Below are 19,259 nucleotides of genomic sequence, written 5' to 3'. Positions count from 1 at the left end.
CCATAGTTAGTTTTTATTTTTTAATTCTTGGACTCTGTTTTTAAAGTATTCAGTATTGTTTAATTCAGCAGCCTTTTCCACAAACTTTATTGCATTAGCAATATCATTTTGCGCTTCATAGTAATCAGCCATAGAGTCATAAGCATTAGCGCTTTTAGGATAATATTTAATTGCAAGTTCAAAGTACATCTTTGCTTTTTCAAGTTGTTTCATATCCATATTCATGTAACCTGACACGTTTAAAAGCTCTTCTGGATAAGGTGGCTCTGAATAACCAAAATGCTTTTTGAGTTTTTCTTCTCGGTGTTTTATGATACTAAAAATTTCTTCTTTTGATGTTTCAAATGAATTTATTCTATCTGTATTTTCCATTTGATACCATTCAAAAGTCGAAATTAAACCATCCATAATAGAAGGGAAAGGAATTGTGCCATGAATATCTTTAGGGTAAAATTTCCATACAAAAGATAATCCGTTATTAGTTTTTTGCTTCATCAAGTTTGAAAAAGCTATATTCGAGCGGGCGAACAAAGTGAAATTTGTAGTGTCCTGCATTACATTGTCTATTGTTATTTGCGAGTTTTGCATATGTAATTGCCCGTTTAAGGACATGAATAGAGTTTTGTTTTTATAATTTTGAACAGAGACTTTCTTTTGTGCCTCTTTCAATAGTTTTTGGTTATCCCAATCCAGACTTGGGTCAATGGCTAAATAATTCGAGAATAAGTTAGGTTGCTCAATTAATGTAGAAATAGTAAACAAACCTGCATAGGAATGACCAATTAATGTTCTATAATTGGTAACCGGATATGTGTTCTCTATAAATGGAATAAGTTCTGTCTCTATAAATTTTCTAAAATTTTTAGCCCCTCCATTTTTTTCATTAAAAGGCATCCCATATTTAGTAGTTATTGGTGAAGTAGTTAGGTCTCTTGTTCTGTTTTTATGATTAGAAATTCCGACTAGTACCATTTCTGGTGTAAAACCACCACTGTAATAATTTTGTACATCATTAACTGTTGGAAGAAATATTTCTCCGTCTAAGATATAAACTACTGGATATTTTTGATTTTTCTTGGAGGTATAGCTGGTAGGTACTTGAACATAAATGTTTCTCGATTCTTTTAATATTTTGGAATAAAGACTATCTATAATACCTACTTTTTGTAAAAAATGCTGATTTTTAATTTCCTGAGCTTTTATAAATTGTTGAAATAAAACAATGATTCCCATTGTCATTACAATTTTTAACTTTTTAGTCATTTTATTATTCTTAATTTGTTCTTAGTTCTTATTATGTATTTGTTGTTTGTTTACAAAACTTTTAATCTTCTATACTTATTAATAATAAGATTACCTCTGAATGAATTAGTTTGGCACAAAATTAAAAAGCCATTAGAATTATATTCGTTGACTTAAGTTAAGAAAAACTAATTTTGTGCAAAAGCTATTTAAAAATCCGTTTACGTATTCGGCTTAAAGATTCAGGTGTTATACCTAAACAGCTAGCTATTAAATGTTGTGGTACACGTTGTATTAGTTTAGGTCTGTTTTGTAACAAGTCTAAGTATCTTTGCTCTGGAGTTAATGTTATAAATTTTGAGAAGGCTCTTAAATTTTCACCCATCATAACTTCCATTTGAATTCGGGAAAGTTCTTCAAAACGAGGGAACTTTTTATAGTATTCTTTCTCTTTCTTTGAATTGATTATAGCAATTTTAGAATCTTCAAAACAAACTAAATAATATTTTGATGGAGACTGTTGTGACATGCTTTCAAACTCAACAGCAACTTGTTCTTCTGTGTAAAAGTCTATTGTTTTCTCCACACCATCAACAATACAATATTTTCTAACACATCCTGATAATATAAGGAAGGAATCTTGTGCAATTTGCCCCTCTTGTAATAACACCTCTCCTTTTTTATATAATTTAACAGGGTAAAAGTCTACCATTACTTGAGCTTCTTTGTCAGTTAGTTCAGTAAATTGGGACATAAATTTTATTAATTCATTTTCCATAATATTATTTATGTAATTCGAGATTTATAGTTAAGATATCTGGGATTAAACGAGCTAACATCTCCTAATGACGAAGTTAATTTTTAATTATAAAATCTCAAGGAGAAGAAGACTGATTTTTATTCAAAAATAGCTACAGCTCTTACTGGAGATCCTGTCCCGCCACGTATTTTTAAAGGTAAAGCAATAAATCTAAAACGTCCTCTACCAATAAGTCTGTCTAGATTTATCATATTTTCGTAATGAGTAAACCCCATATCTCCACAAATATGATGTACTTCTTTATTAGAAATTTTAGGTACTCCTGGTGACATGGTTTCAACACCAAAGGCTGCAATTTTTTGTTCTCCTAACCATTGCGCACATTCGGCAGTTATACCAGGACCTTTTCCCCAATTTTCAGTATTAAAATATTTGTTGTAATGGTTGGTGTATAGTAACACAGTATCTCCTTTATTAATCGTTAGGTTTTCTTTGGTTAACGCTTCTTTTACTTCTTCTGATGAAATCAATTCTTGCAAACCTTTATGAGAGAAATCCAAACAAATCCCTTCTGTATAAAACATTGACAGTGGCATTGTGTCAATAGATTTTCCTTTATGTTTTGCAGCCATATGATTAAGAGCATCTACGTGAGTTCCTGTATGCTCTCCTAGTTCTAATTTATATACAGCAGGAGTTTGGGTTGTTGGTTTTTCAATTTTATCCCATTCCTCATGAGTGTTATGTAATGTTATTTTAACTTGAGGAAGACTTTTATACACAGGCATTCCTTCAAAAATTTCCTGACTTAAATCAATAATTTCAGGCATAAACTATAAATCGATTTTTACATTATAATTTCTCAATTCGTCAATATGATTTTCAGGAGAGAAGTTTTCTCTGTTAAATTTTTCGAGCCTATTTTTTTTAGTATCATTTCGGTGGATGGCTTCTAAAAATCTGCGAATTTCATTTTTACTGTTTAGTATAATTCCCGGAACTTTAGCATTTTTACCTTCGTCATCTTTAGCAACCATAGTAAAATATGAAGAGTTGCAATGTTTCGTAAATCCTGTTTGAATATTTTGTGCTTCAACACGAATACCTACCACCATAGATGTTTTTCCAACGAAATTAATAGAAGCTTTCATGGTAACTAACTCACCAACTTCTATAGGATTGATAAAATTTACGGTATCTACAGAAGCAGTAACGCAATACGTACCTGAGTGTTTCGACGCACAAGCAAAAGCAATTTGATCCATCAGTTTTAAAATGTAACCACCATGAATTTTACCACTAAAATTAGCATGTGATGGAAGCATCAACTCAGATATGGTGATGCGGGTATCTTCAATATTTCTAAAATTATTCTTCATTGTCTTTGGTTATTCCTCTAAAATGTGGCGATTGCTCTTCTTCTACCTTTGTTATAAAATACTTAGTGTCTCCAAGCCAAAAGAAGGTTCCGAAACGTTCTTTGTAGGTTACTTTTACATATCTACCTTGGTATTTTTGAAGTTTATCGATTACTTCTTTTTGATTGTCTTCTACCGAAAAAGCAAAAATTTGTGCACCAGAAATACCTTGACTTATTTCTCCTTCCCAAGTTTTTGTAAGGACTCCTTTGTAGCTAATTTTAATCAATTCACCCGATCGAACTCCTTCGCTATATGGAACGAAATAAATAAAAGCATAATATGCAGCTGCAAGTAAGGTGATACCAAGTAAAATTAAACCTAAGATTTTTTTCATTGTAAAAAATTGAAGAATGTGTATAAACAAAAGTAAGGTTTATATTTTGACTTGTAAAATGAATTGAAAGTGGTAAGTTTGTGTTGCTTCAAAAAATAGAAAAAAATGAACTATATTTTATTTGATGGTGATGTTCGAAATGCGTTATTGCCATTTACATATACAAGACCAGTTGCTGATATTAGAGTAGGGATTTTAACCATTAGAGAAAAGTGGGAGAAATATCTGGGAATAACTACTACCACGGTAACTGAGGAATATTTAGAAGAAAAATATCCGATGGTAGAAATGGAAGAGAATGTGTTGTTAAACGCTTCTTTTTTGCCTACAAAACCATTGGTAGAAATGGTAACTAATCTACAAGTAAATCAAGCTATTTTTAAAGGAGAAGACGTAATTGCTTTTTATACTTCTGACACGCAAGAAGAGGTTGATTTTTCTTCGTACGAACAAATTGAGTTTGAAGATGATCTTATTCAAATAAAAAATACTTGGGATATTTTCTCTTTAAATGATAAAGCTATTCGTGCCGATTTTGATTTAATTACAGAAGGAAGAAAATCTGCACCAATACCAGAAACGGTTAATTGTGTTAGTAGAGAAGATATTTTTGTTGAAAAAGGAGCGAAGCTAACGTTTGCAACATTAAACGCATCTACCGGACCAATTTACATTGGTAAAGATGCAGAAATTATGGAAGGTGTTGTGGTAAGAGGAGCATTAGCTATGTGTGAAGGATCTGTACTAAAATTAGGAGCAAAAATTTATGGAGCAACAACTTTAGGTCCACATTGCAAAGTAGGAGGTGAGGTGAATAATTCTGTTTTAATGGGGTATTCAAACAAAGGGCATGATGGGTTTTTAGGGAACTCTGTTTTAGGAGAGTGGTGTAATATTGGAGCAGACAGTAATAACTCGAATTTAAAGAATAATTACGCAGAAGTTCGCTTATGGGATTACGAATCGGGTCGTTTTGCTAAAACCGGATTACAGTTTTGCGGATTAATGATGGGAGATCATTCTAAATGCGGAATTAATACTATGTTTAACACAGGTACTGTTGTGGGAGTATCAGCAAATATTTTTGGTAGCGGATTTCCAAGAAATTTTGTTCCGTCGTTTAGTTGGGGAGGAGCTTCAGGTTTTACAGAATATAAAACAAATAAAGTTTTTGAAGTAGCAGAAGTAGTTATGCAAAGACGAGGTGTTGAATTTGACGATAAAGAGAAGCAAATTTTAGAACACGTTTTTGAAGAAACTAAACAATATAGAAATTATTAAAATAAAAAAGGTCTTACTTTAAAGTAAGGCCTTTTTTATTTTAGAAATAAACTCTATAAACTAAATTGGGAGTTATTCCTAATGAAATTTTGTCGACTTGTTCTAATTTATACTCAATATCATTATTTGAATTTCTAACAGGAACCGCATTATGTGTTCTGCTTAAAATATTTTTTCGATTATATATGTTTAAAAGAGAGAATCCTAATTTTCCTTTCCATCTTTCTGAAAAGTTAAAAGAATAGGTCATAGATGCATCTAAACGATGGTAGCTAGGTAACCTTTTAGCGTTTAGATTATCAGTATCTAAATCTATCACAGGTGTACCGTTATCGTTAATGTAAAACTCATTTACGGCTGTATATGGATTTCCGGTTCTGTAATTCCAGCCTAGAGAAAATTCGTAGTTATTTAACTTATAAGCATGAGACCATGAGAAATAGTTGGTGATATCATGGTTTGCAGGAAAAAACTCGTTTTCTAAATCCAAAAATTTGAATCGATTTTTAGTGTAAGAATAGTTAATCCAAGTTCTGTAATTATTGATTTTTTTATTGATTAAAACATCAATACCAAAAACATCACCTTCTCCTTTAGAAAAATCTTGTGTTTGATCGTTATAACCACTTGTTTGAGATGTCATACCACTAACTTTTTTAAAGTAAGGTTCAATGTTTATCTTCCAGTTGTTTTTGTTAAAAAGTAAACCTGTACCTATTTGTGTACTTTTTTGAAGAGGAATATCGTCTTTATTTATCTGAGCCCATATTTGGTTTTCTAAATCAAATCCTAAAATTGATGTTTGAAATTCAACTACTTGACTTAAAGTTTGATGTTTTTTTTCAAAAGAAGTTTTTAAACTTAAGCTTTCAGAGAGTTTCTTTTCAAAATAAATTCTAGGTTCTAAAACGTATTTATCTATTTTAGAAAAGTAGTTAAAACGAGTACCTAAGTTAATATTCCAATTATTATTATCAAATAGATACTCACCAAAAATAGAATGAGTGTTATTGGCTCCTTCATCATCTTGTATACTACTAAAAATTTGAGATCCATCTAGATCAATTTGATATTGTAATTTATATTCAGCTTCTGTTGAAGTGAAATTATAACCTAACAGAATATCAGTTTTATCATTTAATGAATAGGTGTAATCATATGTAAAACCTATATCGTTTATTAAATTATCTTTAATAGAATTGAACACTAAATAATCATCGATGTAGCTATATCTACCTCTATAGGCCAAATTAAAAGTAGAAAAATATGCTTTGAAGTTTTTTGTTGACTTTTCAGAAGATTTCTTAGTCCATTGTGCACTTAAACCAGCATTTTTTATATTGAGATCATCTGTGTAATTGTCTTTGTAAAAAGGAATATTGAAATGATTAGATAAATTATTTGTTGTGTGTAAAAAGCTTAACGATAATATTTCATCATTAGATGGTTTGATTATGAGTTTAGCGGTATAGTCAGAAAATTTAAAGGTATTGTCTCTGTCAAACTTTATGGTTTTATCAATTATGTTGTTTTCTTGGTTGTCATCAAAAGTTTGAAACACACGAGTTGATAGTTTATCAAAAGTAAAAGTTTTTAAGATGTCAGAATAAGATCTTCTTGCTGAAAAAGAGAAAGCCGATTTTTTTGATATTGGAACATGTATAAATGCGTCAGCATGTGTCATGTTTAATCCAAAACCTCCAGTAATTTTTTCTGGAATATTATCAGAAGTTTTAATATCTATAACACCAGATACTCTATTTCCATATCTTGCCTCAGTACCACTTTTTGATAGTGTTATTTCTTTTGTTGTATAAGGATTAAAAGCAGAGAGTAAACCAAAAAAATGACCAGAATAAAACATTTTAATTCCGTCCCATAATACCAAGTTTTGATTTGGAGTACCTCCTCGAATAAAAATACCTGAGGCTGTTTCGTTAGGACTTTGAACCCCTGGGATAATTTTTAAACTTTCTAAAACATCCGGTTCTGTTAAACCAGGTAATACTCCTAATTGTTTTGGTAGTATTGAGATAGAGCCATTCTTTTTTTTGTTTATACCAGAAGTAATATAATTGGTAACTAATACCTCATTTAATAAGTTGTACTCGTTGAGTTTAGAGTGGTTTTTTGAAATGTAATAATAACGATCGTTTACTTGATTGAATAGTAAAATTGTTTGAAGTTCAATTTCACTAAGAAGATCAATTAATTCACATTTTTTTTTTGAAAAAGTAACAACTTCCTTTTGAACAATATCTGGGTCAAAAGAAAATTTCACTCCATATTTACTCTCAGTTTCTTTTAGAACTTCAAGTAGGGGAGTGTTAAGAAAAACGATGTCTACCTTTTCCTGAGAAAAAATAGACATCGTTAAGCATATAAAAAGTATACTTAATTTTATCCTCATTAATTAGATGTCAATACAACGTAACTATTTTTTGCTAATTTATAAGAAATTTTCATAGGAGCAAAAACAGTTTTTAATGCTATATTAACATCATTATGTGTAAAAGTACCCGTAAAGCGTTTATTGGTATCTATTTTTGAGGTATCGAACTTTAAATTAAATTGATTTTCTAAAGCTTTTATAACTTGATGTAAAGGTGTATTTGTAAAAGAACTTTCACCTTTTAACCAAGAAGGATTATTATCTTCAAAATTCCAGTTTTCAATAGAATTATTATAGTTTCTGTAAGCTTTACCTAAAGTTAAAATTGTTTCATCATTATATTTTGAAGTAACTTTTACTTTTCCTTCAAAACATTTAACTTCAAAATAATTATCAGCGCTATTTACAGTGAATTTAGTTCCTAAAACAGTAACATTACCTTCGTTTGTATTAACTGTAAATGACTTTCCTTTTTCTACTTCAAAAAAAGCTTGACCTTCTAAAGACAATTCTCTTTTTTCATTCCAATTACGTTTCTTGTAACTTACTTTAGAGTTAGGAGAAAGGTGAACTGTTGAATTATCTGGTAACGAAATCGTAAGTTGTTCACCGTAGCTAGTAGAAAAGTCAACTGTATTATTGTTAAAATAGAAAAAACTAAGTAATAATGCTATAGAAGCTACAGCACCATACATCCATGTAGGAACTAGTTTTACAACTTTCTTTTTAGTTTGTGTTTTTTGTTGAATTTTACCAAAAACTTGTTCCTGATTAAATTCAGGAGTTTTTAATAATTGCGAAGCATCATTAATTGCTTTAAATTGTTGATAATCTTCAGTTTGTTGAAATTCTTCCAACTCAGAAGCAGATAGCTCGTTGGCTATCCATCTGGCTAAAAAAGTTTCATCTTTATAATTTTCTTTCATTTCCTATTATTCAGGCTATTTGTACTAAAACAATTAAGAAGTTAATTACCCTACCACAAATAGTATTTTTATTAGACTTTACCTATTTTTTCTTTTAAAGTAACGAGTGCTTTACTCATTCTTTTTTCTACAGCTTTTACAGAAACCCCTGTAATATCAGCAATTTCACTGTATTTTTTCTTATCTATTCTACTTAGTAAAAAAACCTCTCGTTGCTTTTCTGGTAAATCAGCAATTGCTTTTTTTAGTTTGGTATGAAACTCTTCTTCTTCTAGTATAAATTGAGGTGTTTCATTTGTTGAATTGCTTGTTACACTTTTCTTCTGGTATTCTAAAACAACTTTTTTGTGAGCAACTTCATTTAAAAAATGATTGTTTGCCACAGTGTATAAGAAAGATTTAGCTTTTTCAAAAATTACTTTTGCACAATTATTCCACAACTTGATATATGCTTCTTGAACTATATCTTCTGCTTGTTGTGAATCACCACATTTATAGTAAATATAATTTCTTAACGTTTGTGAATGATCATTAAAGATACGCTCAAAGTTTCTTTGTTCACAAACTGATTTTAAGGGTTCGTTATCCATTAGTATTGTTTCCTAATTATCACAAATGTATAAAATGTTAATTAAAGATGTTTTTTGAGTTAATATAACTTAAAAATAGGCAATTTCTTGTGTGCTTTTTCATAATGAGGAGTTTTTGTGTAAATCCAATACAATTGCGCTTGCGGATTTTTTGCAAAACTTTCATCAGCAATTAATTTTTCTTCAAACTCTTTATTTATAGATGGATTCTCTTTCAAAAACTCTTCAGCAATATCTTCAAATACATAAGCCGAATATCCTTCTTTTTGTTGTAAAATAGTATCAAAAAAGTTCCAATTGAAGAAAGAATCAACAGCTTCGGCTTCTAGAGTTTCTATGATATATCTAATTCCTGTTTGATTTGTTGGAATAAAAACATCTCCTTTTGAAAATTGAATTTGTTGATTTGTAGTTGTTGTAACTTCAGTATTGTAATGTAAATAATGACCTTCATACGCCATTTTACGCGTTTCAAAATTTTTGATGTGCTGTACTTCAACAGTTAAAATAGTGTCTTTTTTAAATCGAGTAAATTCTATTTTGTTGTTTTTTAATCGTTCAACAATTGTATGCCAACCTTGTTCTAAAATATATGCTTTTGGTATGGTGATTTCTTTTGTAGAAACGTAATTATTGTAATAATTAATTTCTTTGTTGTAAGGTTGACTCCTATCATAAAATAAGCGTTTTCTGTTAGTTACCTTACTGTCAATCATATTTCCTTCATATCCTTTAAAATTAAGTAACGAAGGATTTTCTTTGTCAACTTCAAAAGCAATAGGATATGTTTTTTTGTTGATGATTTCTTCGAATGATTTTTTACGAAGCTCTTTTATTTGAGTACTATTTTCTTCTGAAAAATCTAATGTTGAAAATAAAAGCTCATAGGTTTGTTCTACACGTGTTTTATAGGGTTTTAACATGTGCGTTTCTACCATCAATCCCAAGGTATTGAATAGCGTAGTGTATCCTGTTGAGTATCTTGGACTGTCGAAAAATTGAGACCAACCACTTTCAGGAGTTGTGCCCCATACATTTACATACGGAGTTATACTGATGTTTTTTTGAGATAATGACTTTTCTATTGCTGGACGCATTTTCTGCTCAAGAAACGCACCTAAATCACCTCCTAATTTATTGTGTTGTGTGAATAAATGAGTAATTGCATATTGATAATCCGCACCATTACTCACATGATTATCTATAAAAATATCTGGATTTACTGTGTGAAATATTTCAGCGAAGGCAGCGGCATTTTTTGTGTCTTGCTTAATAAAATCACGATTTAAATCATAGTTACGGGCATTTCCTCTAAAACCGTATTCTTTTGGTCCGTTTTGATTGGCTCTAGTATGGGAATTCCTATTTAAAGCGCCTCCAATATTGTAAACAGGAATTACACAAATCAGTGAGTTTTTAGATCTATGTTTTAAAGAATCATTTTGAACAATATCTCTTAATAATAGCATAGAAGCGTCAATTCCGTCTGATTCTCCTGGATGAATTCCGTTATTGATTAAGACTTTATTTTTAGAAGAATTTTTTAGTTGATTGATGTCTGTTTTTCCTTCAGAATTAAAAACAACGAGATGCAATGGTTTACCAGCATCAGTTTCTCCCATTTCAAACAAAGAAATTTCAGGATATACTTCAGCTAAATTCTTGTAGTAAGAAATAACTTCAGGATATATAGGAGTTTCTATTCCTTTTGAAGTTTCAAAAAGCGTAGTAAAATCTTTTGTTTCTTTTGTAGAATTTGGCTTACAAGCAACAGTAATAATCAACAATAGTACAACTAACTTTTTCAATAGAAAATGGGTTTATTTATGAATTAAATTGTAACAGCATTAGGAACCAATCCTGTGAAATCACCATTATTTCTGATAACATCTCTAACAATTGAAGAAGAAATATAACTTTTACCAGAAGAGGTTAGTAAGAAAACGGTTTCAATTTCTGATAGTTTACGATTGGTGTGAGCAATAGCTTTTTCAAACTCAAAATCAGCAGGATTACGCAACCCTCTTAAAATAAATTGAGCATTTTGTTCTTTACAAAAGTTTACAGTAAGTCCGCTATAAGTCATGACTTTTATCTTAGGCTCGTGCTTAAAAGTTTCTTCAATAAAGCGTTTGCGTTCCTCTAAAGAAAACATATATTTTTTGTCAGCATTAACACCAATAGCAATGATGAGTTCATCAAACAAGGTTACTCCACGTTCAATAATATCTACATGTCCTAAGGTAATCGGATCAAAAGACCCTGGAAAAACTGCTTTTTTCATTATGATTCGTTTTTTAAAGCCATCTCAATAGCATTTCCAAATAAATCGGTTAAAGAAATACCTGCATGATTGGCTTGTTGTGGTAAAATACTGGCTTCTGTAAGACCAGGAACGGTGTTCATTTCTAAAAAATGAGGAACATCATTTACCAAAATGTATTCTGAACGTGAAAATCCGCTCATATTTAAAATTTCATATACACGTTTAGCAATTTCATTTACACTTTTTTCTTGTGAAGTAGTTAAACGCGCAGGAGTTATTTCTTGTGACTCACCTTCATATTTTGCTTTGTAATCGAAGAAATCATTGTCGGAAACAATTTCAGTTAGGGGCAATACTTTGGTTTCACCTTCGTATTGAATTACGCCAACAGATACTTCTGTTCCGTCTAAAAAACTTTCAATAAGTATTTCGTTATCTTCTTTATAGGCTTTTTCAATTGCAGGAGATAACTCTTCTTTCGTATATACTTTTGAAATTCCAAAGCTAGAACCAGCTCCGTTAGGTTTAACAAAACAAGGAAGTCCGACTTTTTCAATAATACTAGTTGTATTGATTTCATCTCCTTTGTTAAGATAAACAGAAGTTGCCGCAGGAATTCCGTATTGTTTTACAACACTTAAAGTATCTCTTTTATTAAACGTTAGCGCCATTTGATAGAATGGGGCAGAAGTATGTTTTAAGCCTATTAAATCAAAATACGCTAAAATTACCCCGTTTTCACCTGGCGTACCGTGTATTGCGTTAAATACAGCATCAAAAGTGATGTGATTTCCGTTTATTTCCGCAGAAAAATCATGTTTGTTTATTGGATTCTCATTTTCATTATCATCAATCAAAACCCATTTTTCTTTTAAAATATGAACTCTATACGGATTGTATTTTTCTTTGTTAAGATGTTTGTAAACTACGTTTCCACTTTTTAAGGATATTGCTACTTCCGAAGAATATCCTCCCATAATTATAGCGATGTTCTTTTTCACTTTTTATGTCTATTCTGTTACTGTTTTATGGATGTTTTCTTAAAATCCGAACCTTGGATTATACAAACTTACCAAAAAAACTCGTTTAAGACTTATTGATTTGAAAATAGTACTATTTTTACTGTAAATTTGTGCCATCTTACAAAAAACTGATATGAGTAATTTTTTAGATAATCTTAAAGGTTTATTTCAATTTATTAAAAGCAAAACATTTTTAAAGCAAATAGGTATTGCTATTGTTTCAATACTAGTGTTTGTATTTGTGTTGCAATGGTGGTTAGGTGTAACAACTAATCATAATCAAAAAATACAAGTACCTAATTTGCATAAAATGTCGTTAGCAGAAGTTGAGCAAAAACTAACAGATTTAAACCTAGATTTTGTAGTGATAGACAGTGCTAATTACAATCCAGATTATCCAAAAAAGTCGATTATAGAGCAAGATCCTGAAGCGGGAGACTTTGTAAAAGAAAAACGTAAGATATACGTAACATTAAATCCGTCGAAGTATCGCGATGTTCAAATTCCTGATTTAAATGGTCGTACAAGACGTCAAGCAACTACACATTTACGTTCTATCGGTTTTAAAGTAGGAGATAACGTTACTTGGGTTGCCGATATAGGAAAAGACGTAGTACGCGGATTAAAATATAAAGGACAAAAAATAGAACCTGGTACTAAATTACCAAAACAAACAACCATCGATTTGATTTTAGGAGATGGTAATGGAAACTAATATTTATTATTGATTGATGCAGGAAGAAACGACTCCAGACTTTGAAAATGACGATTTGTATGAACATCATCGGTTTGTAGCTACCGATGGTCAAGTACCTTTACGAGTAGATAAATTTTTAATGAATTTTATTGAAAACGCTACTCGAAATAAAATACAGCAAGCTGCTAAAGCAGGAAATGTTTTAGTAAACGACGAAGTGGTAAAGCCAAACTACAAGGTAAAACCAAAAGATGTAGTAAGAGTTGTTTTAGCATATCCGCCTCATGAAAATTTATTAGTAGCTGAAGATATTCCTATTGATATTGTTTATGAAGATGATGAAGTAATTGTTGTAAACAAACCAGCAGGAATGGTGGTGCATCCTGGTCATGGAAATTACTCTGGAACTCTAGTTAACGGATTAATCCATCACATAGAAAATTTACCAAAAAACTCAAATGAGCGCCCTGGTTTAGTACACCGTATTGATAAAGACACAAGTGGATTGTTGGTAGTAGCGAAGACTGAATATGCCATGGCACATTTATCGAAACAGTTTTTCGATCGAACTACGGAACGTTTGTATTATGCGTTAGTTTGGGGAAATATAGAAGAAGATCAAGGAACTATTGAAGGTCATATAGGTCGTAGTTTTAAAAATCGCCTACAAATGGATGTTTTTCCTGATGGAGAACACGGTAAGCATGCTATCACCCATTTTAAAGTTATTGAGCGTTTAACCTATGTTACCTTAGTACAATGCAAACTTGAAACAGGTAGAACACATCAAATTAGAGCGCACTTTAAGCATATAGGGCATACGCTTTTTAATGATGAGCGTTATGGTGGAAATTTAATCTTAAAAGGAACTACATTTACTAAATACAAGCAGTTTGTAGATAATTGTTTTAAAGTGTTGCCAAGACAAGCATTGCATGCAAAAACCTTAGGGTTTACGCATCCGACTACTGGTGAATTTTTACAGTTTAATTCAGAAATTCCTGAAGATATCGAAGCGTGTTTAGCTAAATGGCGTACGTATTCTGAAAATTCTAAGTTCGAAGAATAATTACAAACTAAAATTTCGTTGACGCTTAGCTTCAAAAGTTAAAATTGCTGCTGCAACAGAAACATTCATTGAGTCAATTTCTCCTTGCATTGGTATGTTAATGTTTTGAGTTGCGTTGTTTCTCCAAATTTGTGTTAAACCTGTTGCTTCAGTACCAACTACCAATGCGCTAGCTTTAGTATAGTCGTTTTTATGGTATTCGTTTGAATTTTGCAAGGTAGCACTATAAATATGTATGTTGTTTTCTTGTAAAAAAGCAATAATTTCTTCGGAAGTTCCTATTCCGATTTGATTAGTAAAAACACAACCCACGCTTGAGCGAATTATATTCGGATTAAAAATATCTGATTTAGGATTAGCAATAAAAACTGCATCTACATTAGCAGCATCAGCAGTACGGAGCATAGCGCCAATATTACCGGGTTTTTCAATACCTTCCATCACTAAAACAAGTGGAGTAGAGGAGTTGAATTCAACTTTTTCAATATCAAAACTTTTCGATTTTACTACCGCAATAATACCTTCGGTAGTATCGCGATAGGCTAGTTTTTGATATACTTCTTTGGTTATTTCAATACAATTAGTAGTTTCTTTTGTTATAGTAACTAGGTTTTCTTCTGAGAAAAAATCAGCAACAAATAAAATAGTATCAATTTGGTATTCACCTTTTAAAACCAGTGAAATTTCACGCTGACCTTCAACTAAAAACAACCCTTTTTTCTTGCGTTCTCTTGGTTTCTCTTGAAGTTTTAAGAGTTCTTTTATATAAGGATTTTGTGTGCTACTAATTTGCTTCATAAATGCAAAAATACCCATTATTGGGTATTTGATAAGTGATATATTCTATAAATATTTGTTGTACAATTGTAAACGATATAAAAGTTAAAGTAAGGGGATAACTTTTATAAAGTAAAAAGCTCGGAATTCCGAGCTTTTTCGATTTATTGATTTTTATACTTGTTAGAATATCGTTTCCATAAGTTTGTTTGGTGCGACTCTAAACTAATTTTTCGACCTTGAATAAAAGCATCGGTTAAGATGTTGGTTCGCATGTCTAAGGCATCTCCTTCAGAAATAAATAAAGTAGCATCTTTACCAACTTCAATTGTTCCTGTTGTATTATCAATACCTAAAATTTTAGCATTGTTTTGCGTAATAAGTTGCAAGGCTTTTTCTTTTCCTAATCCGTAAGCAGCGTAGGTTCCTGCATAAAAAGGAAGGTTACGTGTGCTCATACGTTCCATATCACCTTCCATACCCAAACCAACTAAAATACCAGCGTCTGACAATATTTTTGCTGAACGATATGGTAAATCATAATCGGTATCTTCATCATCAGGTAAACGGTGAGCACGCTCTAAAATAACAGGAATGTTATTCTTTTTTAGTAAGTCAGCAACTTTTTCTGCTTCTTGTCCGTGAACAATTACTAAGTTTTTTACCCCTAAATCTTTTAAAGTATTAACTGCATCGGTAATGGCTTTTTGTCCGCCAACATGAACAAATAGTTTTTGAGAACCGTTTAAAATACCTTGTAATGCTTCGTAAGGTAAAACCGTTGTTGATTTGTTTCCTGCTAAATAACTTTTTGCATTGTTAAAGTATGCTTTAATCTCATCAATATTTTTTTGATAGTTTTTGTTTGGTTTTAAAGCAGGATCTTCACCCATCCACCAACGACCACGACTAAATGCGTTAGGCCAATTCATGTGAATTGCATCATCTGTTTTTACAGCAGCATCTTCCCAATTCCACGCATCTAATTGCACCACAGAAGAAGTTCCAGAAATAACGCCACCTCTTGGTGTAACTTGAGCGGTTAGCACTCCGTTAGGACGCATAGTTTCAATAACCTTACTTTCTGTATTGTAAGCAATAATACTACGAATGTGTGGTATGATCGATCCAATTTCATCTACATCTCTTGTAGCACGAACAGCATCAATTTCTGCCAATCCTAAAGAAGTGTTTGCTGCGATAAATCCTGGATATACATGTTTTCCTTTCGCATCAATAATAGTTCCTCTACGAGCTATTCTCATTTCTGCTTTTCCAACGAAAGAAATTTTTCCTTCAGAAAACATAATTAATGAGTTTTCGATAACTTCTCCGTTTCCTAAGTGAGCGGTAGCTCCTTCAATAGTATAATCTTGTGTTTGTTTAGGCGCAGGTGTTTGCTGCGCAATTATATTTCCTAAGAATAAGAAACATACTAAACTATAAGCTAATTTAATTTTCATTTGGTGTGTTGTTAAGTTCTTATTCTGTATCACAGTGAAATAATTTTTGAGTTTTTTTCTTTGGAGCTTGAGTTTTCCCTCCTTTAATTTTTTCTTGTAACATCATATTGATGAGTTTTGCGCGTTCTGCTTTAATAGCTTTACGCTTTTCTAAATCTTTATCAATATCAAAATAAATAGTCCCGTCAATAATTGTTTTTTCTGCTTTAGAATATATTGAAAGCGGATTATCACTCCATAACACAACATCAGCATCTTTACCAACTTTAATGCTACCTGTACGATCGTTAAGGTGTAATAATTTTGCTGGATTGATAGTTACCGTAGCCCAAGCTTCTTGTTCGCTTAAGCCACCGTATTTTATCAATTTAGCAGCTTCTTGATTTAATCGACGAGACATTTCAGCATCATCAGAATTAATGGCTACTGTAACTCCTTGGTTGTGCATAATTGCGGCATTATAAGGTATAGCATCGTTTACTTCATATTTATAGGCCCACCAATCTGAGAAGGTAGAACCACCAACTCCGTGTTTTTTCATTTTATCAGCGACTTTATATCCTTCTAAAATGTGCGTAAATGTGTTAATGTTAAAATTGAATTGCTCAGCAACTTTCATTAACATATTAATTTCTGATTGCACGTAAGAGTGACAAGAAATAAAACGCTCTTTATTGATAATTTCAGCTAAAGTTTCTAACTCAATATCTTTACGATATGGTTGTCCGCTTTTCTTTTTAGCATCGTATTCTTTTGCTCTTTGGAAATAGTCGATATACACTTGTTCAACTCCCATTCGCGTTTGTGGAAAACGAACCGTTTGCATATCACCCCAGTTAGATTGTTTTACGTTTTCACCTAAAGCAAATTTGATGAACTTCGGAGTATCGTTATAAATCATTCCTTCTGCATTTTCTCCCCATTTTAGTTTGATGATTGCCGAACGACCACCAATTGGATTTGCAGAACCATGTAAAATTTGAATAGAAGTAACTCCACCAGCAATATTTCTATAAATATTAACATCGTTAGGATTTACAACGTCTTCAATAGTAACTTCTGCTGAAGAATTATGACCAGCTTCGTTGATAGCTGAAGCGGCAATATGTGAGTGTTCGTCAATAATACCCGCAGTTACATATTTACCTGTTCCGTCAATAACTTTAGCACCTCTACTAGATAAATTTGTTCCGATTTGAGCAATTTTTCCATCTTTAATCAACACATCGGTATTGTTTAAAACTTCGTTGTTTTCTGAAGTCCAAACAGTAGCGTTTTTAATTAGAATAGTTTCTTTTTGTGGTTTTGTGGTATTACCATATCCTATGTTAGGAAAAGAAACGGCAACTACTTCAGGATTTTTGTCTTCTTTTTTATCGCTCTTCTTTTTCTCGTTTATTTTAGAAGTATAGTTAGCAATCCACTCACTTTCATTTCCGTTATTATCAATAGCAGTTCCTTTAATTTGTTTGTTATCTAACTGCCCAGTTAAACGTGTAAAATTATCACCTTCTCTCATTGTGATGGTAACCCAATCATCAGCATAAGAAAAGTTAGCATTTATTTTTTCTTCTCCTTTTTTAATTTCAGCATTTTGTTTCGCTTCTTTACCAGTTACCTTCATGGTGTAATTAACACCGTTAACCGTTAAGTTGTAGTTACCAGTAATATCTTTGATATCCATTGAATTGATAACATTTCTATCACCTTGTACCCAGTTTTCATATAAGGTTGTTTTACCATCAAAAACATCACCAGAACTAATTAAAAAGTTGGCATAGCTACCAGTATTTAAATTACCGATTTTATCATTTTTTAAAATGTTTGCTGGAATGGTAGTTAACGCTTCTAAAGCGGTAGTTTTATCTAGTCCGTAGTTAATAGCTTTCTGTAAATTTGTACTGAAATCTTTCACTTTCTTTAAATCGTGAGTTGTTAAAGCAAAAGAAATATTGTTTTTTGCTAATACAGCAGGATTTGAAGGTTCTTGATTCCATGAACGCATATCACTCAGCGCAATTTTATCTGCTAAAAACGGATTGGAAACATCATAGGCTTTTCTAAAGTTAATAGGAATAATGTAAGTAGCATTGGTAGCTTTGATATCGTTAATTCTTTCGTATTCATTACCACCACCAACAATGGTGTATTGAATACCAAACTCGTCTCCAATTTTATCGGCGCGAAGATTGTCTAAATAACCACCTGCATTAAAAATTTGAGGTAAATTTTTGTTGTTATTTAAAACTTCTAAAGCTAAATCGGTGTTTTTTGCATTTCCGTTTGAATACCAATCAGCATCTAAATAGGTTTGACGAAGTAAAGCCATGGCTCCCATGCGTGAAGTAGGGTAGCTTTGACGTGATTTAACACTTTTAGAGAATGATAAGTAATTTCCAGATTTTTTATCTAAAATTCTGTAAGCATCTGATGAATTCGGATTTAAAGCAACTAACATTCCGTTTCCTTGCATGATTCCGTCTTCTAAATGCGTGTTCACTGTACCAAAACCAGCTGAAAGTAATTCTTTTGCCGCTTTATCATCAAAATTAAATTCAGTAGTAGGGTTGATATCAGGACGAATATGGTCGTTCCAATAATATCCTTTTCTACTTGCGTCGTATTGTGGTCTTTGACCTTGACCTCTTTCTCTTTTAGGTTTGGCAATACCGAAAGTTGAGAAAGCATCAATAAATGAAGGATAAATAGATTTGCCTTCTAGATTAACTACTTGTGCTTCGTTTGGAATAGAAACTGATTTACCCACGCTAACTACTTTTCCATCTTTGATTAGTAAAGTCCCTTTTTTTACAATTTGTTTTGGAGTTACATAAATAGTAGCATTGGTAAACGCATATACTTTGTTTTTGGCTGATTTTACTCCTGTATTAGTTGGAAAGTATTCTTGAGAGAAAGAATAACTAATACTCAAAGTTAAGAGTAAGGTTAGAATTTTTTTCATGTGTTTATTTAGTTGAATTTCAATATAAATTGAATTAAAAAATTGATTTGCTCATAA

17 protein-coding genes are annotated in these 19,259 nt (G+C 31.6%); 3 read left to right on the top strand and 14 right to left on the bottom strand.

Translation table 11 applies throughout. From position 1 onward, the window contains the following. Positions 1–6 precede the first annotated feature (6 nt). The 5 genes from ACKTST_RS07490 to ACKTST_RS07470 form a co-directional block, all read right to left on the bottom strand. Positions 7–1,263, bottom strand: a complete 1,257-nt coding sequence (locus ACKTST_RS07490; RefSeq protein ID WP_408047128.1) for an alpha/beta hydrolase-fold protein — start codon at positions 1,261–1,263, stop codon at positions 7–9. A 184-nt stretch (positions 1,264–1,447) separates the two neighbouring features. Beyond that, positions 1,448–2,020 carry a Crp/Fnr family transcriptional regulator gene (locus ACKTST_RS07485; RefSeq protein ID WP_408047127.1) on the bottom strand — a complete coding sequence of 191 codons (573 nt, stop codon included), beginning with the start codon at positions 2,018–2,020 and terminating at the stop codon, positions 1,448–1,450. A 119-nt stretch (positions 2,021–2,139) separates the two neighbouring features. Further along, on the bottom strand, positions 2,140–2,832 hold the full coding sequence (locus ACKTST_RS07480) for a cyclase family protein (protein WP_408047126.1): 693 nt from the start codon (positions 2,830–2,832) through the stop codon (positions 2,140–2,142). A gap of 3 nt (positions 2,833–2,835) precedes the next feature. After that, positions 2,836–3,381, bottom strand: coding sequence for an acyl-CoA thioesterase (locus ACKTST_RS07475; RefSeq protein WP_408047125.1), 546 nt, complete (start codon positions 3,379–3,381; stop codon positions 2,836–2,838). Next, a complete protein-coding gene (locus ACKTST_RS07470) occupies positions 3,371–3,757 on the bottom strand; it encodes a 6-phosphogluconate dehydrogenase (RefSeq protein WP_408047124.1) in 387 nt (128 codons plus the stop codon). Before ACKTST_RS07470 ends, ACKTST_RS07475 begins: the two co-directional genes overlap by 11 nt. Before the next feature lie 105 nt (positions 3,758–3,862). Here ACKTST_RS07470 and ACKTST_RS07465 point away from each other — a divergent pair, with 105 nt between their 5' ends. Then, the gene (locus ACKTST_RS07465) at positions 3,863–5,038 is read left to right on the top strand and encodes a GlmU family protein (RefSeq protein ID WP_408047123.1); all 1,176 of its coding nucleotides are present in this window, start codon (positions 3,863–3,865) and stop codon (positions 5,036–5,038) included. Between the two features lie 40 nt (positions 5,039–5,078). On the opposite strand, the gene ACKTST_RS07460 is transcribed toward ACKTST_RS07465, so the two are convergent. The 6 genes from ACKTST_RS07460 to ACKTST_RS07435 form a co-directional block, all read right to left on the bottom strand. Further along, on the bottom strand, positions 5,079–7,409 hold the full coding sequence (locus tag ACKTST_RS07460) for a TonB-dependent receptor plug domain-containing protein (RefSeq protein WP_408047122.1): 2,331 nt from the start codon (positions 7,407–7,409) through the stop codon (positions 5,079–5,081). Positions 7,410–7,447: 38 nt separating this feature from the next. Then, a complete protein-coding gene (locus tag ACKTST_RS07455) occupies positions 7,448–8,356 on the bottom strand; it encodes a FecR family protein (RefSeq protein WP_408047121.1) in 909 nt (302 codons plus the stop codon). Positions 8,357–8,427: 71 nt separating this feature from the next. Beyond that, complete coding sequence (locus tag ACKTST_RS07450; protein ID WP_408047120.1) at positions 8,428–8,946, bottom strand: RNA polymerase sigma factor; 519 nt, start codon at positions 8,944–8,946, stop codon at positions 8,428–8,430. Positions 8,947–9,005: 59 nt separating this feature from the next. Beyond that, positions 9,006–10,754 carry a M14 family metallopeptidase gene (locus ACKTST_RS07445; protein ID WP_408047119.1) on the bottom strand — a complete coding sequence of 583 codons (1,749 nt, stop codon included), beginning with the start codon at positions 10,752–10,754 and terminating at the stop codon, positions 9,006–9,008. Between the two features lie 23 nt (positions 10,755–10,777). Then, positions 10,778–11,230, bottom strand: coding sequence for a pantetheine-phosphate adenylyltransferase (gene coaD, locus ACKTST_RS07440; protein ID WP_408047118.1), 453 nt, complete (start codon positions 11,228–11,230; stop codon positions 10,778–10,780). After that, positions 11,230–12,213 (bottom strand): D-alanine--D-alanine ligase, encoded by a 984-nt coding sequence (locus ACKTST_RS07435; protein ID WP_408047117.1) that lies wholly within the window; start codon positions 12,211–12,213, stop codon positions 11,230–11,232. The genes coaD and ACKTST_RS07435 overlap by 1 nt, the downstream gene beginning before the upstream one ends. A gap of 154 nt (positions 12,214–12,367) precedes the next feature. On the opposite strand from ACKTST_RS07435, the gene ACKTST_RS07430 reads away from it, so the two are divergent. Both ACKTST_RS07430 and ACKTST_RS07425 read left to right on the top strand, forming a co-directional pair. Next, positions 12,368–12,949, top strand: coding sequence for a PASTA domain-containing protein (locus ACKTST_RS07430; RefSeq protein WP_408047116.1), 582 nt, complete (start codon positions 12,368–12,370; stop codon positions 12,947–12,949). Between the two features lie 16 nt (positions 12,950–12,965). Beyond that, complete coding sequence (locus tag ACKTST_RS07425) at positions 12,966–14,000, top strand: RluA family pseudouridine synthase (RefSeq protein WP_408047115.1); 1,035 nt, start codon at positions 12,966–12,968, stop codon at positions 13,998–14,000. Here the strand turns inward: ACKTST_RS07425 and ACKTST_RS07420 are convergent, their stop codons facing one another. The 3 genes from ACKTST_RS07420 to ACKTST_RS07410 form a co-directional block, all read right to left on the bottom strand. Then, a complete protein-coding gene (locus tag ACKTST_RS07420) occupies positions 14,001–14,798 on the bottom strand; it encodes a TrmH family RNA methyltransferase (RefSeq protein WP_408047230.1) in 798 nt (265 codons plus the stop codon). A gap of 143 nt (positions 14,799–14,941) precedes the next feature. Further along, positions 14,942–16,240 carry an amidohydrolase family protein gene (locus ACKTST_RS07415; protein ID WP_408047114.1) on the bottom strand — a complete coding sequence of 433 codons (1,299 nt, stop codon included), beginning with the start codon at positions 16,238–16,240 and terminating at the stop codon, positions 14,942–14,944. Positions 16,241–16,259: 19 nt separating this feature from the next. Further along, on the bottom strand, positions 16,260–19,202 hold the full coding sequence (locus ACKTST_RS07410; protein ID WP_408047113.1) for an amidohydrolase family protein: 2,943 nt from the start codon (positions 19,200–19,202) through the stop codon (positions 16,260–16,262). Positions 19,203–19,259: the final 57 nt, after the last annotated feature.

It is taken from the genome of Tenacibaculum crassostreae (assembly GCF_964512405.1).
GTDB classification, from domain to species: Bacteria; Bacteroidota; Bacteroidia; order Flavobacteriales; family Flavobacteriaceae; genus Polaribacter; species Polaribacter crassostreae.
The sequence above is the reverse complement of the archived record's forward strand: the minus strand, read 5'-3'. Positions and strand labels throughout refer to the sequence as shown.